The organism is Lysinibacillus sp. FSL M8-0134, assembly GCF_038069745.1.
In the GTDB taxonomy this organism is placed as follows: Bacteria; Bacillota; Bacilli; order Bacillales_A; family Planococcaceae; genus Lysinibacillus; species Lysinibacillus irui.
The window spans coordinates 58,490-78,856 of the sequence record NZ_JBBPAJ010000002.1 but is presented as its reverse complement, the minus strand read 5'-3'; the positions used below and the strand labels follow the sequence as shown (position 1 = coordinate 78,856).

Below are 20,367 nucleotides of genomic sequence, written 5' to 3'. Positions count from 1 at the left end.
TAAATAAAGCTCGATGCCAAAATAAAGGCATCGAGCTTTTTTTTTGTTACAATTCCTTTTTTCAATAAATTTACATAGCTTTACAAAAAATTATTGCATTTTTTCTAGTTCTTGAAGAAACTTTTGCAATGGTTCTGCATAGAATTGTACAAGTGTTACAAAACCATTGAGCATGACGTGTGCAATAATAGAAGTCCAAATACGTTTTGTTTTGTGATACAAAAAGGCAAAGATTAAACCACAAATAGTATAAAGCAAGATATGAGAGAAGTCGAAATGGATAATCGCAAAGAATATAGCACTTACGATTGCGGCCACCCAGAAATTTGTTGTTTGGACAAGCGAACCGAATATAACTCTTCGGAAAACAAACTCTTCTAATATGGGCCCAAATACTACAATTGCTAATATAGCAATAGGAGCTCCTTTTGCTATAGCAACGATATCTGCGGTATTTTGGGAGCCTCCTTCGATACCAAAAACAGCCATTTCAATGGCGGCACCAATCATTTGACCAAAGAACACCAGGAAGAAGCCGATGATCCCCCAAACAATCGTGAGAGGTATCGTTTCCTTTTTTCCTTGATAAATGTTCCAAAAGGCTTTATCACGAGATGTAAGGATTAAGCTCAAAATGAGTGCAACAGCAAAACTAAGGGCAATATACCAGCCTTGCGTAATGGGGGCCGCTTTTTCAGAAGCTAGACCAGTTATCTTCATAACGAGCTTATGGAACGGTAAGAGCAGCCATCTGCTTGAAATCTGCATAAGAATATAAATCAGCAAAACATACAGCGCTGTTTTTTTATGTTTCGTTATTTTTTGAGAATTAGTCACAATCAAAATCCTTTCCATTTATATGCTTCCTTTCTATTGTAGAGGAATATGGAAAGAAAACAAAATTTTTCGAAGTTCTGACTTGCAAAAAAAAGAGCGATTGATTATCATAATAATTGTGTTAGCACTCATTGAGATAGAGTGCTAATAAATTTAAACAATTATTTATTATTAGGAGGTTGTTTCACTTGTTAAGACCACTAGGAGATCGTATTGTAATTGAACTAATCGAGGTAGAAGAAAAATCTGCATTCGGTATTGTACTACCTGACTCTGCAAAAGAAAAACCACAAGAGGGTAAAGTAGTAGCAGTTGGGACAGGTCGTGTATTAGAGAACGGACAACGTGTAGAGCTTGACGTTAAAGTTGACGACCACATTATTTTCTCTAAGTACTCTGGTACAGAAGTTAAATTTGAAGGTAATGAATACCTAATTTTACGCGAAAGCGATATCCTTGCAATTATTGAATAAGAACATGTAAAGCACCTTAAGTAAGGTGATTGCCTATTGTTTCTTAACATAAGTGACAATAAGGTGAAATTGATATAAATATATTGAAGAAGCTTAACGAATATTCCATTTCAGGAGGGTAAATTCACATGGCAAAAGATATTAAATTCTCAGAAGACGCTCGTTCATTAATGTTACAAGGTGTAGATAAATTAGCGAATGCAGTGAAAGTAACATTAGGACCAAAAGGACGTAATGTTGTATTAGAAAAAAAATTCGGTTCACCACTAATTACAAATGATGGTGTTACAATTGCAAAAGAAATCGAGCTAGAAAACCCATATGAAAACATGGGAGCAAAATTAGTAGCAGAAGTTGCTTCTAAAACAAACGAAATTGCGGGTGATGGTACAACTACAGCAACAGTATTAGCACAAGCAATTATTCGTGAAGGCTTGAAAAATGTAACAGCTGGTGCAAATCCTGTAGGTATCCGTAAAGGTATTGATAAAGCAGTTGCTGCTGCACTTACAGAATTACACGCGATTTCTCGTCCTGTAAGCAATAAAGAAGAAATTGCACAAGTCGCTGCTATTTCGGCTGCTGATGATGAAGTTGGACAACTTATTGCTGAAGCAATGGAGCGAGTTGGTAACGATGGTGTTATTACAATCGAGGAGTCTAAAGGCTTCACAACAGAATTAGATGTAGTAGAAGGTATGCAATTTGACCGTGGCTATGCTTCACACTATATGGTAACAGACACAGATAAAATGGAAGCGGTTCTTGATAACCCATACATTTTAATTACTGATAAAAAAATCACAAACATCCAAGAAGTATTACCATTATTAGAACAAGTGGTACAACAAGGTCGTCCACTGTTAATTATTGCTGAAGATGTTGAAGGTGAAGCTCTTGCAACACTTGTAGTGAACAAGCTTCGTGGTACATTTAATGCTGTAGCAGTAAAAGCACCTGGCTTCGGTGATCGTCGTAAAGCAATGCTAGAAGATATCGCTATCTTAACTGGTGGGCAAGTGATTACAGAAGAATTAGGCTTAGACCTAAAATCAGCTGATATTTCTTCACTTGGTCGTGCAGCAAAAGTTGTTGTGACAAAAGATAACACAACAATTGTTGAAGGTGTAGGCGGTGCAGACGCAATTGAAGCACGTATTACTCAAATCCGTTCACAACTTGCTGAAACAACTTCAGAATTCGATAAAGAAAAATTACAAGAACGTCTTGCAAAATTAGCAGGTGGTGTAGCAGTCATTAAAGTTGGTGCTGCAACTGAAACAGAGCTAAAAGAACGTAAACTTCGTATTGAAGATGCGCTTAACTCTACTCGTGCTGCTGTTGAAGAAGGTATCGTATCAGGTGGTGGTACAGCTCTTCTTAACGTCTATGGTGCTGTGGAAAAAGCAGCTGAAGCTGTAGAAGGCGATGTAGCTACAGGTGTGAAAATTGTTCTACGTGCTTTAGAAGAACCAGTTCGCCAAATTGCTAATAACGCTGGTCTAGAGGGCTCTATCATCGTGGATCGCCTAAAACGTGAAGAAGTGGGCATTGGTTTCAATGCAGCTACTGGCGAATGGGTAAACATGGTAGAGGCAGGCGTAGTAGACCCAGCGAAAGTAACTCGCTCAGCGCTACAAAACGCAGCATCTGTTGCAGCATTATTCTTAACAACAGAAGCAGTTGTTGCTGATATCCCTGAAGCAGCACCAGCAATGCCAGATATGAGCGGTATGGGCGGTATGCCTGGAATGATGTAAGAACCTTACCCCTTTCGTTAGGTATGTAAGGCTAAACATAGTGAATTAGTAGAGGCTTCTCATTAGTTGTGAAAACTTTTGAGGAGCTTCTATTTTTTTGCTTTTCTTCCGTGGGAAATTATATCTCAAAATATGATGTAAAACCAGTTCTCAATGCTTCAGTTGGGAACTGGTTTTTTACTAGCATAATAGCGTTGCTATTGAACCGATTAAGAATGATGTTGAAAACTATGAAAATAATTTTCCTGTTGTTTTTCAATAGATTATCACTTACAATACATATTGATAATGATAATCGTTATCAATAATGATTAATTTTATAGGTAGAGGTGAAATTTTGGATAAACAGGAAGCTAACAGAATAGGGATGGGTACTATTTATTATGTTATTATTTTACTTTTAATCGGCTCCATTATAGTCTCAGCAGTTTATTCTGTATCAATAGGACAGGTTAGTATTCCTTTTAAGCAATCAATGGATATTTTGCTTCATGCTATAACCAATGGAAGGCTAGGCTCGCTTGACAATGTGGATAGTGAATCCTACTTGAATATTATTTTACAAGTCAGAATGCCACGAGTAATTTTTGCCTTATTGATTGGGATTGGACTTGCAATATGTGGGACTGTTATGCAGGCAGTTGTGCAAAATCCTCTGGCTGATCCATACATACTTGGTATTTCTTCAGGCGCTTCGCTGGGAGCAACTTTTGCCATTTTGGTTGGATTTGGTAGTAGTGCATTGTTAGCGCAGTTTGGTGTGGCCTTTGGTGCGTTTGCTGGGGCGATGATAACTTCTATGGCTGTGCTTATCTTATCTAGCATAGGGGGTAAAGCCACATCTGTAAAACTCGTTTTATCAGGTGTTGTCATCGGTGCCTTATGTAGTTCATTTTCGAGTCTTATCATCTTTTTTGCGAATAATGCTGAGGGCATTAAAACAGTTACATTTTGGTCGATGGGGAGTTTAGCTTCTGCCAGTTGGGACAAAACACCGATTTTAACCATTGTGATTGTACTCGGGGCTACCTTATTTTTGTTCCAGCATCGAGTGCTTAATACGATGCTACTTGGGGATGAATCAGCTATTACATTAGGTATCAATTTAAGTGTTTATCGTAAATTATATATGATTCTAACTTCTTTAATTACAGGAACAATGGTCGCTTATGCAGGTATGATTGGCTTCGTCGGCTTAATTATTCCCCATATTACGAGAGGTATTTTCGGAGCAGATCATAAACGATTAATGTTAGGGACATTACTCTTAGGAGGCCTTTTCATGATTTGGGCAGATATTCTGTCTCGTACATTAATCCAAAATGTTGAATTACCGATTGGCATCATTACTTCTGTCATTGGGTCACCATTATTTATCTATATGATTGTAAAAAAAGGTTACAACTTCGGAGGGTAGAGCAATGGAATTAGTAGCAAAAGAAATAGAAGTAAAGATTGGCAAAAAGGAAATTGTAAAAAACATATCGATTCACGTGAATAAGCAGCAATTTGTGGGTTTAATCGGACCAAATGGATGTGGAAAGTCAACTTTATTAAAAAGTATTTATAAAAGCCTTGTGCCACAAAAAGGAATGGTCTTTTTAGATGATTTAGATGTTTTGAAAAGTCCCGAAAAAAAGATATCACAGCACTTGGGTGTTGTTGGGCAATTCAATGAAATGCACTTTGATTTAACGGTACAGCAAATGGTGATGTTAGGCAGAACACCCCATAAAAAAATGCTAGAGTCAGATAATCAAAAGGATTTTGACATTGTGGAAGAGGCATTAACACGCACGAATTTACAAGCATATAAGGGACGTAGTTTTCTTTCATTATCTGGAGGTGAAAAACAACGTGTTATTTTAGCCAGAACAATTGCTCAGCAGCCTCAATTTATGATTTTAGATGAACCGACAAACCATTTAGATATTCGCTATCAAATTGAAATACTATCCTGCGTGAAAAGTTTAAACATTGGTGTATTAGCGGCGCTCCATGATTTAGAGATGGCAGCACATTACTGTGATTATCTTTATGCAGTTAAAGATGGCGAAGTTTATGCACATGGCGTACCAGAGGATGTTTTAACACCAGAAACAATAGAAGCTTTATATCATATAAAGTGTAAAACGTTTACGAATCCAGTGACGAATGGATTAGGTTTTGCTTATGGACTATAGGAGGAGCAAGATGAAGAAAAAACTACTAATAGGAATCGGACTAGCGGCGCTATTAACATTAACAGCTTGCGGTAACACATCCAAAAATATAGCTGAGGAAACACAGGCTAGAGATCATTATCCGCTGACAGTTGAAAACTTTTCAAAAACAGAGGGTGGATCAACATGGGAAAAGAAAGATCAAGTATTCGATAAAGCACCTGAAAGAATTATGGCAAATACACGTCCAGCTGCAGAATTATTATTACATTTAGGATTGGGCGATAAAATTGTTGGTGTTGGAGCAAACTTTGGTGCAGTAGATAAATCTGTGGAAGGGGAATACGCTAAACTGACTATTTTAAGCGATGAATATGTTGGCAAAGAGGTTACATTAGGAACAGACCCTGATTTAGTATTTGGCCGCGGAGGCTTATTTGATAATGCTGAATGGGGAGTAGGTACAGTAGATTCACTTAATGAAATGGGCATTAAAACATTTGTTTTAGAGTCGTCGGTAACAGGTGGTACATATGATTCTATTTACAATGATATCAAAAATATTGGTGAAATTTTTAATGTGCAAGATAAGGCGGATAGCTTTATTAAAGAACTAAAAGGGAGACAACAAAATATTTCTTCAAAATTAGAAAGCATTAAAGAAGAGAAAACATTTGCTTATTTGCATACAAATGATCCAAAAGAGCTTTTTGTCTTTCCAGCACACGATGAAACATTCTTTAATGATGCATTCAAAATGGTTAAGCTAGAGAATATTTTTAAAGATGAAACAGGTGATGTAAGTGTCGAAACACTAATAGCAGCAGATCCAGATGTATTAATTCTTCCTAACTGGGATGGCTCTGATTTAACAAAAGTACGTGAAGAAATTTATGCTAATCCTAAACTTTCAAGCATGAAGGCTATTAAAAATAAACAAATGTACATTGTAGATTATAATTATATGTTCGGTTATGGCTATAACACAATTGATGGAATGGAAGCCTTAGCTAAGGAAATGTATCCTGACTTATTTAAATAATATTGAAAGAGCTATCCCTGAGAGTCGAATAAAGGACATGATGGGATAGCTTTTTTGTTATCTCTGTAGAAGCTGCTCTCTATTTAACTTTGTGGTTTTTATAGTGGAGGATACGTTGTTCCAGCATATAGATACAGGGTGTAGTGGATCGAGATAAAATAACTGTGTTGAAAGGTCTTTTCTTGTTCTTTTAATATCAACCGTATCCAGCAAATGGGGTGAACGACTCGGCAATAGGCCTGTTTTAAAGAATGCTTCTTTTAAAGTCCAAAGCTCATAAAAAACATGGTGAGACTGATGAGAGACTAATTGTTGCTCTGCCTTGGAAAGTGCATAGTGCATGAGCTCTTTACTCACAGGCTTTATTTCTTCAACGTCGATGCCTACTCGCCCACTAGGTGTTACGGCTAACACAATCCAATCACCAGAATGAGAAAGATTAAAATCACCTTGCCAATGGGGATGGCCTGCAATATAAGGGCGACCATGTTCATCCTGTGCCGTGTGTAATAAGGCATCATCTAAATATGGAAGAAGAGCCCATCTGATGAGAGTCTTACCTAGTAATGCTCTTTGACGGTCCTGCCAATGCTTGTAATGATTAAGCTTTTTTTTCACATCAGAAGGGAGTACTTTGCTGAAAGTATCCCATTCTGATGGTGTTAACTGAGGCCCTAGAGGCGTGGCAAATAGTTGTATATCCTGTTGAATCATCTTATGTTGACTTGTTGTGGTTCAGGGAAGTAGCCTGTATCAATGCCGTATTGAAGCATTCTTTGAATAAAAGCTGTATTTGGTACTGCACATTCAATTTTCGTATTAGCTAAAAATTCTAGAGTTTTTTTGCAATTGAAGATAAACGGTGAGTCACTTGCTCCATCACCTTCAAGCTGTGCAATAGCTAATGATAAAAATTCCTGTACATCTTTCGAATGCTCACCATTTAATAACCAATTTGTATATTCCTGAGTAGACACAATTGTTAAGTCATAACCGAGTTCCTTAATAGTGTCGATTAATTCTAAATAAGTAATCGACACAGGGTTACATAAGTGGAAGACATGACCATTCACCGCTGATTGTGCTGCCAGAGAAACGAGGGCCTGACTTGCATAATTAATTGGGGTAAAGTCAACATGCCATTGTGCCGTAGGTGTCTTACCTAAATAAAGCATTGATTTAATCATACGGTAAAAGGCGTTATCATCGATATTACGTTGGAATTTTCCCGTTTCAGAATGACAGCTTAAATTACCTACACGATAGATGGAAACAGGAATTGCATCTTGAACCGCATTTCGAACAAGATTTTCTGCCTCTAGCTTACTTTGTGTATAAACATTATCCAATTTCACGTCGTAATTAAAATTCCCTTTTTCTTCATTTGGTCCCCATTGAAGGGCAGCTAACTCCTCTGGAATACCAATTGTTGATATGTAATGGAAATGTACACCTGGTTTCTTTTTGGCTATTTCCAGCAAATAGCGAGTACCGTTAACATTCACATTATTAAAGTGGTCAGTCGCACCGAAATGACGTACATCTGCACCACAGTGAATGATGGTAGTGATTTCTTCCATTATCTTTTGTTCATCGGCATCAGATAATTGAAGGCGTTGCTTTCCTAAGTCGCCTTGGATAACAGTAATACGGCCTTTTATCTGATCAGCAAAAGCACTGCCAAAATAAAATTGCATACTGTCTATTAGCTTTTCTTCAATTGTTACATGAGCACTTGGTCGAATAAGACAATAAATATGTGCAGCAGTTGTAGTTAACAGCTCGTATAATACATGGCTACCTAAATAACCTGTGGCCCCTGTTAATAATACGGAAGTCATTGGCAATGGTTTCGCAGTTTGTGAGACTTCTAACGGGCTTGGTTCCATAAGATCCTTGAAAATAATTGGAGCTGCATTTTCCTGAACATCAACAGCTTCAGGCTGATAGCTAAGAATATATTGATCGAGCTCCGCAATTGTTTGATACTGGAAAAAGTCCTGGATTTTTAAGAATGGTATATGCTTTTTCACTTGTACAAGAATTTCCAATACTTTTAAAGAATGTCCCCCAATGTGGAAGAAATTATCGTGAATACCTATTGGTTCGATACCTAGCACATACTCCCATGCGGCAGCTAGCATACGCTGTGTATCATTTTCTGGTGCAATATATGTAGTGCTTCTTGATAAGGTTACTTCCAGTGAGGCTAATTGTTTTCGATCAATTTTTCCTGTAGGAGATAGAGGCATTTCAGGTAATTCCATAAAACGCTCAGGCACCATGTAATCAGGTAAAAGATTCGCTAAGTAATCTCTTAACATATCTTCGTCAAGCTGCATACCACTTGCTACCGTATAGTAGGCAAATAAATGATTATTACCATCAGACATTTTCTTTGCAATAATGACGACTTCTTGAATGCTTGGATGATTACTTAATACGGTTTCAATTTCTCCAAGCTCAATACGGAAGCCCCTTACTTTGATTTGTGAATCCTTACGTCCGACAAATTCGATATTACCGCTAGGCAATAGGCGAACTAAATCACCTGTTCGATACATTTTTTCGTTTGGTTTCAATAGATGTGGAACAAAGACCTCAGCCGTTTTCTCAGGCTGATGTAAATAACCTGCTGCTAAACCAACACCTGCAATACATAACTCTCCTGTTACATGAACAGGGCAAAGCTGTTCCTCTGCATTTACAACATACATCTCATAATTAGCGACAGGTCTACCAATAGGGATGCTAGATTGCATGTCTGTTATCTGACTCTTTACTTTAAAATAGGAAGACAGTACTGTACATTCAGTTGGCCCATACACATTAATAATCTCTGTAGATAGCCCGAATTTTTCCTGCCATTTTTGAACAATAGCAGGCAGTAGGGCTTCCCCACCAACAGATAAATAATTTAGAGTAGTTAGCTTTGTTCGGTATTCTTTAGGTAAATGTGTCGCTAGTTGTGTAAAGAAAGCATTTGGTATAGTGGCAGTTGTTACTTGCTCACGACTAATCATTTCAGCAAAAGCTTCAATCGATAGACGCTCTACACTTGTTAGCATATGAAGTCTTGCTCCTGAAAAGAAAGCAGTAAAAGTTTCTGTGACAGAAGGGTCAAAACTATAAGAGATAAATTGAGAAAAAACATCATCTTCCGTTGAATGGTAGATTCTTTGATTATCTGTAATTAAATTAATAACAGCTCCATGCTTAAGCAAAACACCTTTTGGTTTGCCTGTTGAGCCAGATGTATAAATGATATAAGCTAAATCAGATGGATGTAATTCACAATGAATATTTTCCTGTGAATAGCCGTTCTCTGATTGGCTTACAGTTAACACGGTATGTTTTTGAGAATCACTATGTATGAAATCGTTCAATAAAGCTATATATTCGCTTTTCGTTAAGATATATGGAGCACCTGTATCGTTTAATAGATATTGACAACGTTCTTTTGGATAGCTTGGATCTATAGGAACATACACTCCACCTGCTTTTAGGACACCGAGTAAGCTAATGACAGTTTCTTTACTACGCTCCATAAAAATTGCCACATGATTTCCTTTTTGAAGACCGTTTGCAACTAACATATGAGCGACTTGGTTGGATTGTTCATTTAGCTGACGGTATGTCAATTTGCCACCCTCATATGATAATGCAATTCGTTCAGCAAACTGTTGTGCAGCCTGATAAAATACGTCAGGTATTGTTGCATCTTTATCGTAGTCAGCTATTGTTTGATTCAATTTTTTGTATGCCCGTAAATCTTCTTCATTTAAAAGTTGAATACGATCGGATGGAAAACTTTGTGGCTCAAAAGAGTACGTATGATTATGCGATGGGTGTACATCAAAATTATGTTTAGTATTCAATTATGACAACTCCTATTTTAGAAAAGGGCAGACACTTATGAAGGAGTGTTTGATGTATTAGTTCCACAGAATGAATTCTCTGCGGGAGCTAATGGACATCAACCTCCTTATAAGAGCAGCCCTTTCGTTTTTTATTTCACTACAAAAGTATGAACAACATTTAATAATTCGTCAGATAACTCGGATAAGACTTGAGCTTCTTCAGAAACTCGCTGTACCGTGTTCAGCTGAGAAGCAGACGTTGCTGCTACAGCTCTTGTATTATCTTTAGAATTGATTGAGAACTCTTCCATATCTTTTACAGCGGACGTCACTTCTTCCATACCAGCTGCCATTTCCTCAATTGTGGCAGAGAGTTCTTGAATTTGACCTGTCACATGATGAATGGAAGTTAATATTTGACTAAATGATTTTTCTGAATCATTGATCATGACAATTCCATGATCTACTTCTTCCACAGCATGAATCATGATGTTGACCGATTCATTTGTATCGTGCTGGATATGAGAAATAAGGGTAGAAATCTCTCTTGCAGATGCCTCAGATTGTTCGGCAAGCTTACGGACTTCGTCTGCTACCACTGCAAAGCCGCTACCAGCTTCTCCAGCACGTGCTGCTTCAATAGCTGCATTCAATGCAAGTAAATTGGTCTGAGAAGCAATACCTGTAATAATCCCAACAATTTCTTCGATCTTATTAGAATGCTCACCAAGCAATTTGACAGAAGCAGCAGACTGATTAACCGCTTTACTAATAGCATTCATTTGTGAGACGGATTTATTTGTCGATTCATTGCCTCTTTCAGCTTCCTCTGATGCTAAGATCGAGGACTCCGAAATTTCGTTGGAAGTCATTGCAATACGTTGAATTCCTATACTCATTTCTTCAATTGTAATCGTACTTTCTTTTGCCTTTTGAACTTGGAGGTCAGCACCACTTGCAATTTCTTGCATAGAAGAAGCTACATTATTGTAAGAATCAGTTGCTTCCTGCATATTGGCAGATAATACATTAGCAGTGTTTGAAACACGTGCAGAAACATTTGTTGTGCTTTTAATAACATTCTTTAAAGTTTCAATCATAGAGTTAAAGTTTTGTGTAAGTGTTCCGATTTCATCCGCTGATGTAACTGGTAATGGGTCAAGCTCTAAATTACCTTCTGCTACTTTTTTAGACTGTAGGGACAGTTGTTGAATAGGTGTTAATTTTTTTCTTAAAAGACTGTATACAGCAATGGATGAACCAATTAAGAAAATAACAGTTACTAATAATGTCCAGAGTGCTTCAGACATTGCTTTTGCAGTTACCCTGGATACATCATAGTCAATGGCATAAGCAGCTAAAATGTTACCATCCTCATCTAATATAGGTGTAAGACCAGTTTTGTAACTACCAAATTCATCGCTATAAATGTCAGTAGCCGTTGCTTTTTTTGTATTAAAAATTTCTTTGATTCTTGCTAGGAAATCTGGAGATAGCCCCATGGCAATCATATCTTGATTATACTCAGCTCCTAATTCCAATATACTAGATGAAAGAACAGGAGCATTAATATTCTCCCCATTAACTGTAATTAAATATAGATTGGTAATACTATCAGAGTTTTCATTGATCGCATCCATTTCACTTGTTAAACGAAGGGCATCAGAGTTATTTTTTGATGGATTATCTAATATGGATCGTAATGTATCGATATCAATGGTTTTTGCTAATATCATGCCTTTGTCAGATAGTGATTGATCCATGTCTGTTAAATTACTGTTTCGTACTATATAATAAGAAAGACCTAAAGTAACTAATCCAAATAATAATAAAATACTTACCATTATCGCAGTTAATTTTTTACTTATGGACATATGTTGCTTCTTGCGTTTTTTCATGTTTTTCCTCCTAGTATGGTATAACAAATATTTCATGCAAAAACTATAAATGGATAATTCAGTAAATGTGTTGTATACTTAGAGCCTGATGTTATTCGTAGAAGCTAAAGTACGCTCAAAATATGTATAAATGCAAAATAATCTATTTATCCCCCAACATTAAACTACTATACTGCCAAAAAAATTGATTCACAACCCAGAAAACTTCCTATTTAAAGGTTGGTTTAATAAAGATAAATATAAATTTTTAGTTCAATTGTCTATTTATTTCATATCGTAGGATGTATTTTTACGAAAAGTAGGGTGATTTCTAGTACAAAAAAGAAGTATGCTCAAAACTGAGCCAATTTCACTTGAATAAAAAACATTGGCTGTAATCCCTTTTTTTAATTTCGTTATAGGTCTTTTGTACTTATTTGATTATTGCTTGTGCTTGGAAATATTATAGTTTTCCATATTTTTTTATTATCGGGATAAAATGAAAAAAGGCTATTTCTTTATTCAGCAAACAAAGAAATAGCCTTTCTAGTTGTTATTATGGTCGTGGATTACCAAAGTTACCTGGTAGTATATTCGGAAGTCCTGGTATTAATGGTGGTGGAAAACCAGGATATTGGCCCCCAGGACGTGGCGGATATGGTTGCGGTGGATATGGCATTGGTGGATAAGGTTGTGATGGGGATGGCTGTGGATACGGACGTGGTGGGTAAGGTTGTGGTGGATAAGGTGATGGGTATGGATAAGGGTATGGTGGAGGGTAGGAGCCTCCAGGTGGTGTTCCTGTACCTGCTGCAGTTATTTGACTAACATCAACAGTCACTATTTGACCATTATCAAGTTGGATTTCTGCAGTTCTTCCTCCAGTTCCAAATGTTCGAATTAATGTACCAGAGTAAGTGCCTGTAGGGAGAGTCACCCATATTTTCATACCAGGGCGAAATTGACTGTTGAAATCTTCTGGAGCTAATCTAGGATAAACCAATTAAACACACCTTTCTTCATTTTTTCTAACATATGCCTAGAGCGATTTTTATTATAGGCTTTTGGCCAGAAGTTGTTTAAATCAAATTTGTTATAAAATATAACAATTTTCATTATAATAGGGAAAAAAGCTAAAAGGATGTTTAGCAAATGGCAATCATTAAAATAAAAAAAATGAACATACAAAATCTTCGTAATGTACGACATGGGGAAATTAAACTCGCAGTAAATTTTGAGACATTTTTTCAAGCAACTGTTGTAGGGCTTTATGGACAAAATGGCTCAGGAAAGACAACCATTGTGGATGCATTCGGTATATTGAAAACACTGTTATCAGGTTGGTTTACTGAAGGGAAGTTACCTTCACAAGAGAAGCGACTCATTTTAGCAGGGGAGCATACAGCCAGCATTCATGTTGAGTTTTTAGTTGAAAACCAATACGGTACTTTTTTTGTGGATTATTATGTAGAGCTACAGGAGGATCAGCATCGACTATATACGACGCTGGAACGACTCTCTTATCGAGAAAATGCTAAAGGGAAGCGTTCAAAAGTTTTATTTGCTGCGAAAGAGAAGGATGTACAAATCCGTAAATTAAGACTAACAGATTTGAGTGAACAGGCACGTATTCAGTTACTCGTTATTCAACAGATAGCAAGAAAGCGTTATACGTCTTTTTTATTCCATAAAGATTTAAAGCCTTTATTACAGGAACGACTTTCAGAGCAAGAAATGGAGCTCATGCAAAATATTGCTGTTGATTTTAGTAGAGATTTACATGTTGTTAATAATCATAATATTGCACCATTATTTGAAGAACGTATCATGCCATTTAGTATACATTTAGAGAAAACGAGGGGTCTAATTCCTTATGATTTAAATGGACCAGCTATATTGCCAGAGGATGCATTCTATGCCTTGTGTGAAGTAATTGAGCAAAGTAATCGTGTTTTAACAGCTATTATTCCTGGACTGACCATTAAAATTAATGTGATTACAAAACAAATGATGGATAATGGAGAGCCGGGAATACGGTTTGAGTTTTTATCACAGCGCGGGGAACGGGAATTACCACTACGAACAGAATCAGAGGGGATATTAAAGATCATTTCTGTTCTTAGTGTCTTGATTGCCGTATACAATAATCCGAATGCTTGTGTCGTTATTGATGAGTTAGATTCAGGTGTTTTTGAATATTTGTTGGGTGAGTTGTTAACAGTGATAGATGAGGGTGGAAAAGGACAACTTATTTTTACATCCCATAATCTACGTGTGTTAGAGGTGTTAGCTATTAAAAATTTATGGTTCACAACGACAAATGAACATCACCGCTATATCCAGCTTAAAGGTATTAAAGAAGTGAATAATGCTAGAGACGTCTATCTGCGTGCTATCCAACTTGGCGGACAGGATGAAGAGGTTTATAAAGAAACTAAAACATTTAAAATAAAACGTGCCTTTCGTAAAGCGGGGGTTCAGCATGACTAAAAAGGTATTGTTGATCATTGTGGAAGGACAGACAGAGCAAATCATTTTAGAGGATTATTTAGATGCTCATTTTGCTAATTCAACCATACGTTTTGATGTGCAACGCGAAGATATTTTGACAAAGTGGGATGCTCATAAACGTATACCGAATATTAAAAACAGTGTTGTAAGGGTGATTCAGAGCTATCTTGAAAAATATAAGTTTTTAGCAAATGACTTAACTGCTGTCGTTCATATTACAGATGCAGATGGCTGCTTTATTGCACCAGAATGTGTCAAAGTGGATGAGAATATTGAGCACAGTCTGTTTTATACGGAGGACGCTATTTTAGTAAAAACGGCAAAGCGTAAAGAGCAAATTGAACAACGCAATGATATGAAAGCAAAGAATGCTAAAATTTTAATAGCCAATGACCACTTTAGCATTAATCGAATGAAAGTACCTTATCAATTATTTTATTTTTCTACGAATTTAGAGCATGTCCTATGGGATGAACGCAATGAAATTCCAACAGAAAAAATACAAAAAGCAGACGAGTTTATCGACAATCTGTCTGGCACAATTGAGGACTATTTAGGTGCTTACCTCCCGGTTAGTGCAGAGCTTCCTTATAGGGAAAAAATAAAAAAAAGTTGGTCATTTTTGATGGAAGGCTGCCATTCATTACAACGAGGGACGAATGTACCGTTACTATTTGAAATGATTAAAACGAATGGACAATAAAAACAGGTGACTGATATAGATCGTCACCTGTTTTAATTAATGTTTGTTAAAGCATTTGTTCATAGCTCCGAATATGAGCTAGTATGGCAGGATCTTTAATTTTTGTATCTTCACTTAACAGTAATAGTTTTGACATAATTTCAGCTGTGCGTGGATCGTCATCCACCATTGGTAAGAAGATTCGACCACGATGTTGCGATGGTACTGCAATTATCGGTATCATTGATCCACCTATTTGATGTACCACGCCACTACCTAAATGCAAGGAATAGCTTGCTAGTTTACCTTCGATTAGGGCATGCTGTTTTTTCACTTCCACGTTGTTTAGCTTTAATAATTTGGCCAATTCTTCTACGATGATACTGCGCATTTCAACGGTAGAATGGCTAGCTTCTGGGTCTACACCACCAACATGAGCGACGCTAACAACGAGGTCAAGATCCCGCATGATTTCCGAGAATATCGTTGCAGGAATGTCATCTAAGACGATATCTTTACCAGTTAAACGATCATAGAAATATATCCCTTCAATTGCAGGTGCTTCAATTTCTGCTGGGGTAAACCAATCTGCTTGAGCATACAAGGATGCTACAATATTTTCCTTGTAATAAACTTTTCTTGGCCCTGTTTCATAACTAATTTGCCAGCCTCTTGTTTTCAACAAGGCTACAGTTTGGGATGGATTTACTTGATGTCCAGCATAACGCAATGATTGTTTTTGTGCTTTTTCATCTGCATTGATAAGGTACAACTCACGGAACACTTGCTTAAATGGTTGCTGTATTTTGTGTTCGAACATATGAGCTTGCCACTGTCTCCATTGACCACTTTCAAGAAGATGATGTGGGTGAGCAATCTTGATAGTAGATGTTGGGGCAAGCGACATCGTATCATTCGATACTAAACGTAAACCGTCAGCTGTAAGCATTCCAACATGCTCATCACTGATAAAGATTAGCTTTTGTAATAATGGAGCCAGTATTGGATGGGCTAATAAATTGATGAGCTCCTTAGCTGAAAATACTGTTTCTAATTCCATTGCTTGCTCAAGTGCTGGCCTTGCCCGTTTATACTGCTCTTGTAAACTTTTTCGAGCTTCTTGCAAGGTTACAATGTCGGCATGCTTCTTTAATGCAGCAGGAATGCTTTTTAGACGTTTGCCATCTTTTTCAACGATAATGCTAACAGATGCATCTTCTTCAATTTGCAAATGAGCTGTTATTTGCTCAATCTGTTGTGCTTTAAATAAATGCTTGATATCGTCAAAGGCTGATAACTCCATACGCCATGTGAAGCGAGTAGCTTCTCCATCACCTGCATTACGTGCTAAATTTTCCATTGCTATACTTGCAGCCCGTGCCTCACTTGCGCGACGTTGAGCGCCAAATTGCTTACTTTCCTTTAAAAACTGTTGAATAAATTGGTAGCGTGTTAAGGCATCTTTATCATCTGATTTTTTTAGTGGGATAAGGCCTAATGCACGTAGTTTATCTTTATTACGCTTGTCTTGGATTTCTTGCATTAATGGTTTTGAACTAAGCTTACCAATGGCAGTATCTGCATAAAGCTGTGCCCTACGATGATTAGCTCCTTCTGAAGCATATTTTGCTGCATCATAGACAAGTTTGAAATTTTTTGCACCGAGTGTTTGGTAGGCACTTTGGAACCAGGCTAAATCGAATGCACCATCACGAAAATCTTCAGCTGTTATGCTGGAGAAGAGGGCAATCTGATCTTTAGCAAAGTCCGATAAAGAATCGGTTGTATGCGCGATAAAATACCAAGCTGATTCCTTTAGTCCTTTCCAACCAATTACTTCACTAACCAGGTCAATCCAATGCTGGTTATACATCATGGCTTCAATTAAACGTTCTATAGAAATTTCTGTTTTTTCCCATGCTTCTTTTAATTGCTGTGCTGTTTCTTCTTTTTTAGGGTAGCAGCTAGTTAACAATCGCGAGAATACATCCTTTTTTGTTTCAGCTTGCCAAATATAGCCTCGTGCAAGTTTTTCTCCATCTAAGGCCTGGAGAATTTTGAAGAAATAATCGATTCCTTCAAAATACGAAATACTACTCGCTAGCTTTGTAACAGCAGTAGGTGTATCACCACGTTTGAGCTCAATGGCTAAAATACGATCGATTGCTTGTTCACGAATGGCAAGGAAATCGTTTAAGTCTTCAAATAACGGTTGATAACGTTCAAGTAATTTAGTTGGTTCATTAAAAATTTCTGATGCGAGCGTGTTGGTAAAGATTGCTTCGAATAAATGGTCGCGAGTTAACAAGCCAGTCTTCATAGCTTCTAAATATTGGAATATAGATAAATTGTATAAATTTGGGCTATAGCTCTCTTTGTTCATGCGTTTTGTTAGCTCTTCATTGATAGCTAACATTTTGACAAATTCGCCATACGTTGAGTAATCAGACCAGCATCGATCAACAAATACTTCTATAACATCTAAATCAATAATGGTTGATGTAGAACGATAGTAATAATAACCTTTATCTCTAACATCAAGTTGCCACTGATCTGCAGGAATTTCGTTGAATAGCTGTAGCATGATACCTATTGCCTGCTCAAAGCTGTTAAATTCAGGTGCATGCTTTTCTAGCAATGCGAGTGCTTCCTTATGCAGCGCCATCTCTCCTGAAATAGTGTCAATGTCCTGTGACAAAACTGAAAAAATTTGTTGCAGTGTATAGTTATATTTCAAGGAATTAAATTGTGCAACACGTTTTTTGATTTCTTTATAATCGAAGAAAGGTTTGATAAGAGTTTGAGCTGCATTGGAAAGATCACGAGCAGCAGGATATACTGATAGACCATTGTAAAAATTAAAATAGGCTAAGTCTTCTTTACTAAACATAGATGTCTTTATCCATTGAACAATGTTCTCAGGAATAGGGTAAACATCAAGACTAGCATGTCGTTTATTATCTGTTTTAGATGCTAGGACACTATATCTTTGACCTAATGTAGTAGCAATTGGCGTGTCATTCCATTGGTATGTTTCATACTCCAATTCAGCGTAATCATCAAGTATTTCAATAAGTTCTTCAAGCTTTGTTAATAAGTTTTCAATATCATATTGTAAGAACTTTTCAAATGGTTTAGGTGTCTGTACATAGAAAGGAACTAGCTGCTGCCAAGGTTCTTCATCACTCATCTGAATAGCACCATCGGTAATACGATCGTATTGAATAGGATGATGGGGTGTATATAAGCCAAAACCATTGCTCTCGTTATACTCCGGTACATTCTTTGTAATTAATTGTTCTAATAGCACTTGTTCGTTTTTGGTTACTTTTGGTAATAAGGTGCATAAAGCGCTAATTTGTTCGCTTGCTAAGTCATATTCCTTAGAGGCTTCTAATAATAATTCAAGTCCTCCAAGTCTTTTCAATTGTTTGCTGTCTTTTATTAGTCTTTCAGCACTTTGCAGTAAATGGTCCTGTGGCTGAACTTTCAAGAGAGAGATAGCCTCTTTGCGAAGAGCCCCTGATTTATTAGCTAAAAGATCTTCGATTCTGATAATTTCATCTTCAGTTGGTGTTAAAGCATGTATTTTCTTTAACGCAAGGGAACGATTGATGGAGCTTCGATCTCGTAAAGAGTTAAATAAAAATTCACGTTGACCTAGTGTGATAGGGTCAAGGCAATAAATATTCAGTAAGCCAATTCTACTTGATGGCGAGTACGAATCTGCGTGTGCAATAATTCGCTGGAATAATGCCTCGTCTTGGATATGATAGGCTAAAATAATTTGTGTTGAAATTAAATCCTCTAAGGACAGATGGACTTGCACAAAGGATAAAGGTTTACCTGTAATAGTTAGTCCATCTCTCGTGATCTCATTTTTAGCCCATTCAAGTTGCTCAAATAAGGGATATTCAATGCCTTGTAGTTGAGTATTTTCATTCATAAAGTCTTGAAGGATTTGATCCCATTCATTATCGCTTGCATACTCGCTATTAATATAATGGTTGGCATAAAGGAAATTACCCCATGCAAAGGCAAATAACTCAATATCCTTTGTTGTTAACATTAAATCCTTAACATACGGTGCAGTAAAGGAGATTTTAGATAAGTTTTTCAAGAATGCAAGTGTTGTCAGTTGGATATGTTTATCGCGTTTTAAAAGTTCTGTTAGTATACTATCTAGCTTTGTATAATCCTTTGTGGAGATGGCCCATAGCCCGACATAAATATCGATTGTTCGTTCACTTTTTAGTAGTTGCTCGACGAAATTGTCCTCTTCCATTGCTTGGATGGCTAAGGCCAAAACTTCCTCTGTTATTTTTTGATTTTCAAAGCTATTATAGCCAAGACCCATCCATGTATCGATTGCTCGTATTACTGAGGAGAAACGAGTTAATTGATGTTCCTGAATAAGTTTCATCATCGCTACTTGTGCTTCCAAGTTTCCGTGATCTATGTTTTCCACAATCACTTGTCGTAGCCCTTCCTGACGCGCAGCTGCTACTAATAATTTACCGACTGCTTCATGCATACGACAATTGCTTGATTTGAAAATGCCACGGATTAATGGATGGCCAAAAAAGGTACTATGATGCTCATCGAATAAAATACTCTCGACTGCCTCTTCAATCAAAGGATTATTTAATGACAGTTCTTCAGCAAGCAATTGCTCAAATACAAGAAAGCCCATTACTTTTACATTGTCATTTTTCAAGACATAGGAGCTATAGTTCGGATAGGAACCATGCTCATATTGACTATGGTTTGCCAATAACTCCTGTAGACTTATTTCCTCGAATGTCAGCATTTCTTCTATTAATTGTAAACATTGAAAAAGATGATCTTGGACTGGTTGAGCAGAACGGAAAGATCGACGTAAAATACCAGTTTGGAACATCGTAGTATCAAAACGTAAAGCTAATTGCTTCATTTTCAGTGCACGTTCCGGTGAAGATAATAGCGAAAGTACCTCAAAAAAAGGTCCACTAAATAGCTCTTCAAGTGTATGATTTTGCTGAGTAGCGATAAGCTGTTCAATGTCATAATCTCTATTATCCATATACTTTAGTAATGCTGCTGCTAGTGGCTGTAAACTGGCAGGTGCGGAATCGATTAAATTTTGAAAATGCATTTTTTGTTCATGTGAAAGTGTCATGAAAA

Annotated in this window: 13 protein-coding genes; 7 read left to right on the top strand and 6 right to left on the bottom strand. The window is 36.9% G+C overall.

Annotation, left to right across the window (positions count from 1 at the left end; translation table 11 throughout):
* Positions 1 to 90 precede the first annotated feature (90 nt).
* Complete coding sequence (locus MKY49_RS20170) at positions 91 to 855, bottom strand: CPBP family intramembrane glutamic endopeptidase (RefSeq protein WP_341386982.1); 765 nt, start codon at positions 853 to 855, stop codon at positions 91 to 93.
* A 170-nt stretch (positions 856 to 1,025) separates the two neighbouring features.
* On the opposite strand from MKY49_RS20170, the gene groES reads away from it, so the two are divergent.
* From groES to MKY49_RS20145, 5 genes are all read left to right on the top strand, one after another.
* Entirely contained in the window at positions 1,026 to 1,310 is a 285-nt protein-coding gene (gene groES, locus MKY49_RS20165; RefSeq protein ID WP_054612084.1) for a co-chaperone GroES, read from the top strand.
* Between the two features lie 128 nt (positions 1,311 to 1,438).
* Positions 1,439 to 3,070 carry a chaperonin GroEL gene (groL, locus tag MKY49_RS20160; protein WP_322606721.1) on the top strand — a complete coding sequence of 544 codons (1,632 nt, stop codon included), beginning with the start codon at positions 1,439 to 1,441 and terminating at the stop codon, positions 3,068 to 3,070.
* Positions 3,071 to 3,437: 367 nt separating this feature from the next.
* On the top strand, positions 3,438 to 4,487 hold the full coding sequence (locus MKY49_RS20155; RefSeq protein ID WP_445928418.1) for a FecCD family ABC transporter permease: 1,050 nt from the start codon (positions 3,438 to 3,440) through the stop codon (positions 4,485 to 4,487).
* A gap of 4 nt (positions 4,488 to 4,491) precedes the next feature.
* Positions 4,492 to 5,253, top strand: a complete 762-nt coding sequence (locus tag MKY49_RS20150; protein WP_312507132.1) for an ABC transporter ATP-binding protein — start codon at positions 4,492 to 4,494, stop codon at positions 5,251 to 5,253.
* A 10-nt stretch (positions 5,254 to 5,263) separates the two neighbouring features.
* Positions 5,264 to 6,274 (top strand): ABC transporter substrate-binding protein, encoded by a 1,011-nt coding sequence (locus MKY49_RS20145; protein WP_274794659.1) that lies wholly within the window; start codon positions 5,264 to 5,266, stop codon positions 6,272 to 6,274.
* A gap of 57 nt (positions 6,275 to 6,331) precedes the next feature.
* Here the strand turns inward: MKY49_RS20145 and MKY49_RS20140 are convergent, their stop codons facing one another.
* From MKY49_RS20140 to MKY49_RS20125, 4 genes are all read right to left on the bottom strand, one after another.
* The gene (locus tag MKY49_RS20140; RefSeq protein ID WP_341386980.1) at positions 6,332 to 6,988 is read right to left on the bottom strand and encodes a 4'-phosphopantetheinyl transferase family protein; all 657 of its coding nucleotides are present in this window, start codon (positions 6,986 to 6,988) and stop codon (positions 6,332 to 6,334) included.
* Complete coding sequence (locus tag MKY49_RS20135; protein WP_341386979.1) at positions 6,985 to 10,152, bottom strand: non-ribosomal peptide synthetase family protein; 3,168 nt, start codon at positions 10,150 to 10,152, stop codon at positions 6,985 to 6,987. The genes MKY49_RS20140 and MKY49_RS20135 overlap by 4 nt, the downstream gene beginning before the upstream one ends.
* 131 nt (positions 10,153 to 10,283) lie before the next feature.
* Complete coding sequence (locus MKY49_RS20130) at positions 10,284 to 12,032, bottom strand: methyl-accepting chemotaxis protein (RefSeq protein ID WP_274794656.1); 1,749 nt, start codon at positions 12,030 to 12,032, stop codon at positions 10,284 to 10,286.
* 535 nt (positions 12,033 to 12,567) lie between these two features.
* A complete protein-coding gene (locus MKY49_RS20125) occupies positions 12,568 to 13,014 on the bottom strand; it encodes a hypothetical protein (protein ID WP_341386978.1) in 447 nt (148 codons plus the stop codon).
* Between the two features lie 149 nt (positions 13,015 to 13,163).
* Between MKY49_RS20125 and MKY49_RS20120 the strand changes: the two genes are divergently transcribed.
* Both MKY49_RS20120 and MKY49_RS20115 read left to right on the top strand, forming a co-directional pair.
* Complete coding sequence (locus MKY49_RS20120; protein WP_312507135.1) at positions 13,164 to 14,501, top strand: AAA family ATPase; 1,338 nt, start codon at positions 13,164 to 13,166, stop codon at positions 14,499 to 14,501.
* The gene (locus MKY49_RS20115; RefSeq protein ID WP_312507136.1) at positions 14,494 to 15,225 is read left to right on the top strand and encodes a hypothetical protein; all 732 of its coding nucleotides are present in this window, start codon (positions 14,494 to 14,496) and stop codon (positions 15,223 to 15,225) included. The genes MKY49_RS20120 and MKY49_RS20115 overlap by 8 nt, the downstream gene beginning before the upstream one ends.
* A gap of 46 nt (positions 15,226 to 15,271) precedes the next feature.
* Here the strand turns inward: MKY49_RS20115 and MKY49_RS20110 are convergent, their stop codons facing one another.
* The gene (locus MKY49_RS20110) at positions 15,272 to 20,362 is read right to left on the bottom strand and encodes a DUF4132 domain-containing protein (protein ID WP_341386976.1); all 5,091 of its coding nucleotides are present in this window, start codon (positions 20,360 to 20,362) and stop codon (positions 15,272 to 15,274) included.
* Between the last annotated feature and the right edge of the window lie 5 nt (positions 20,363 to 20,367).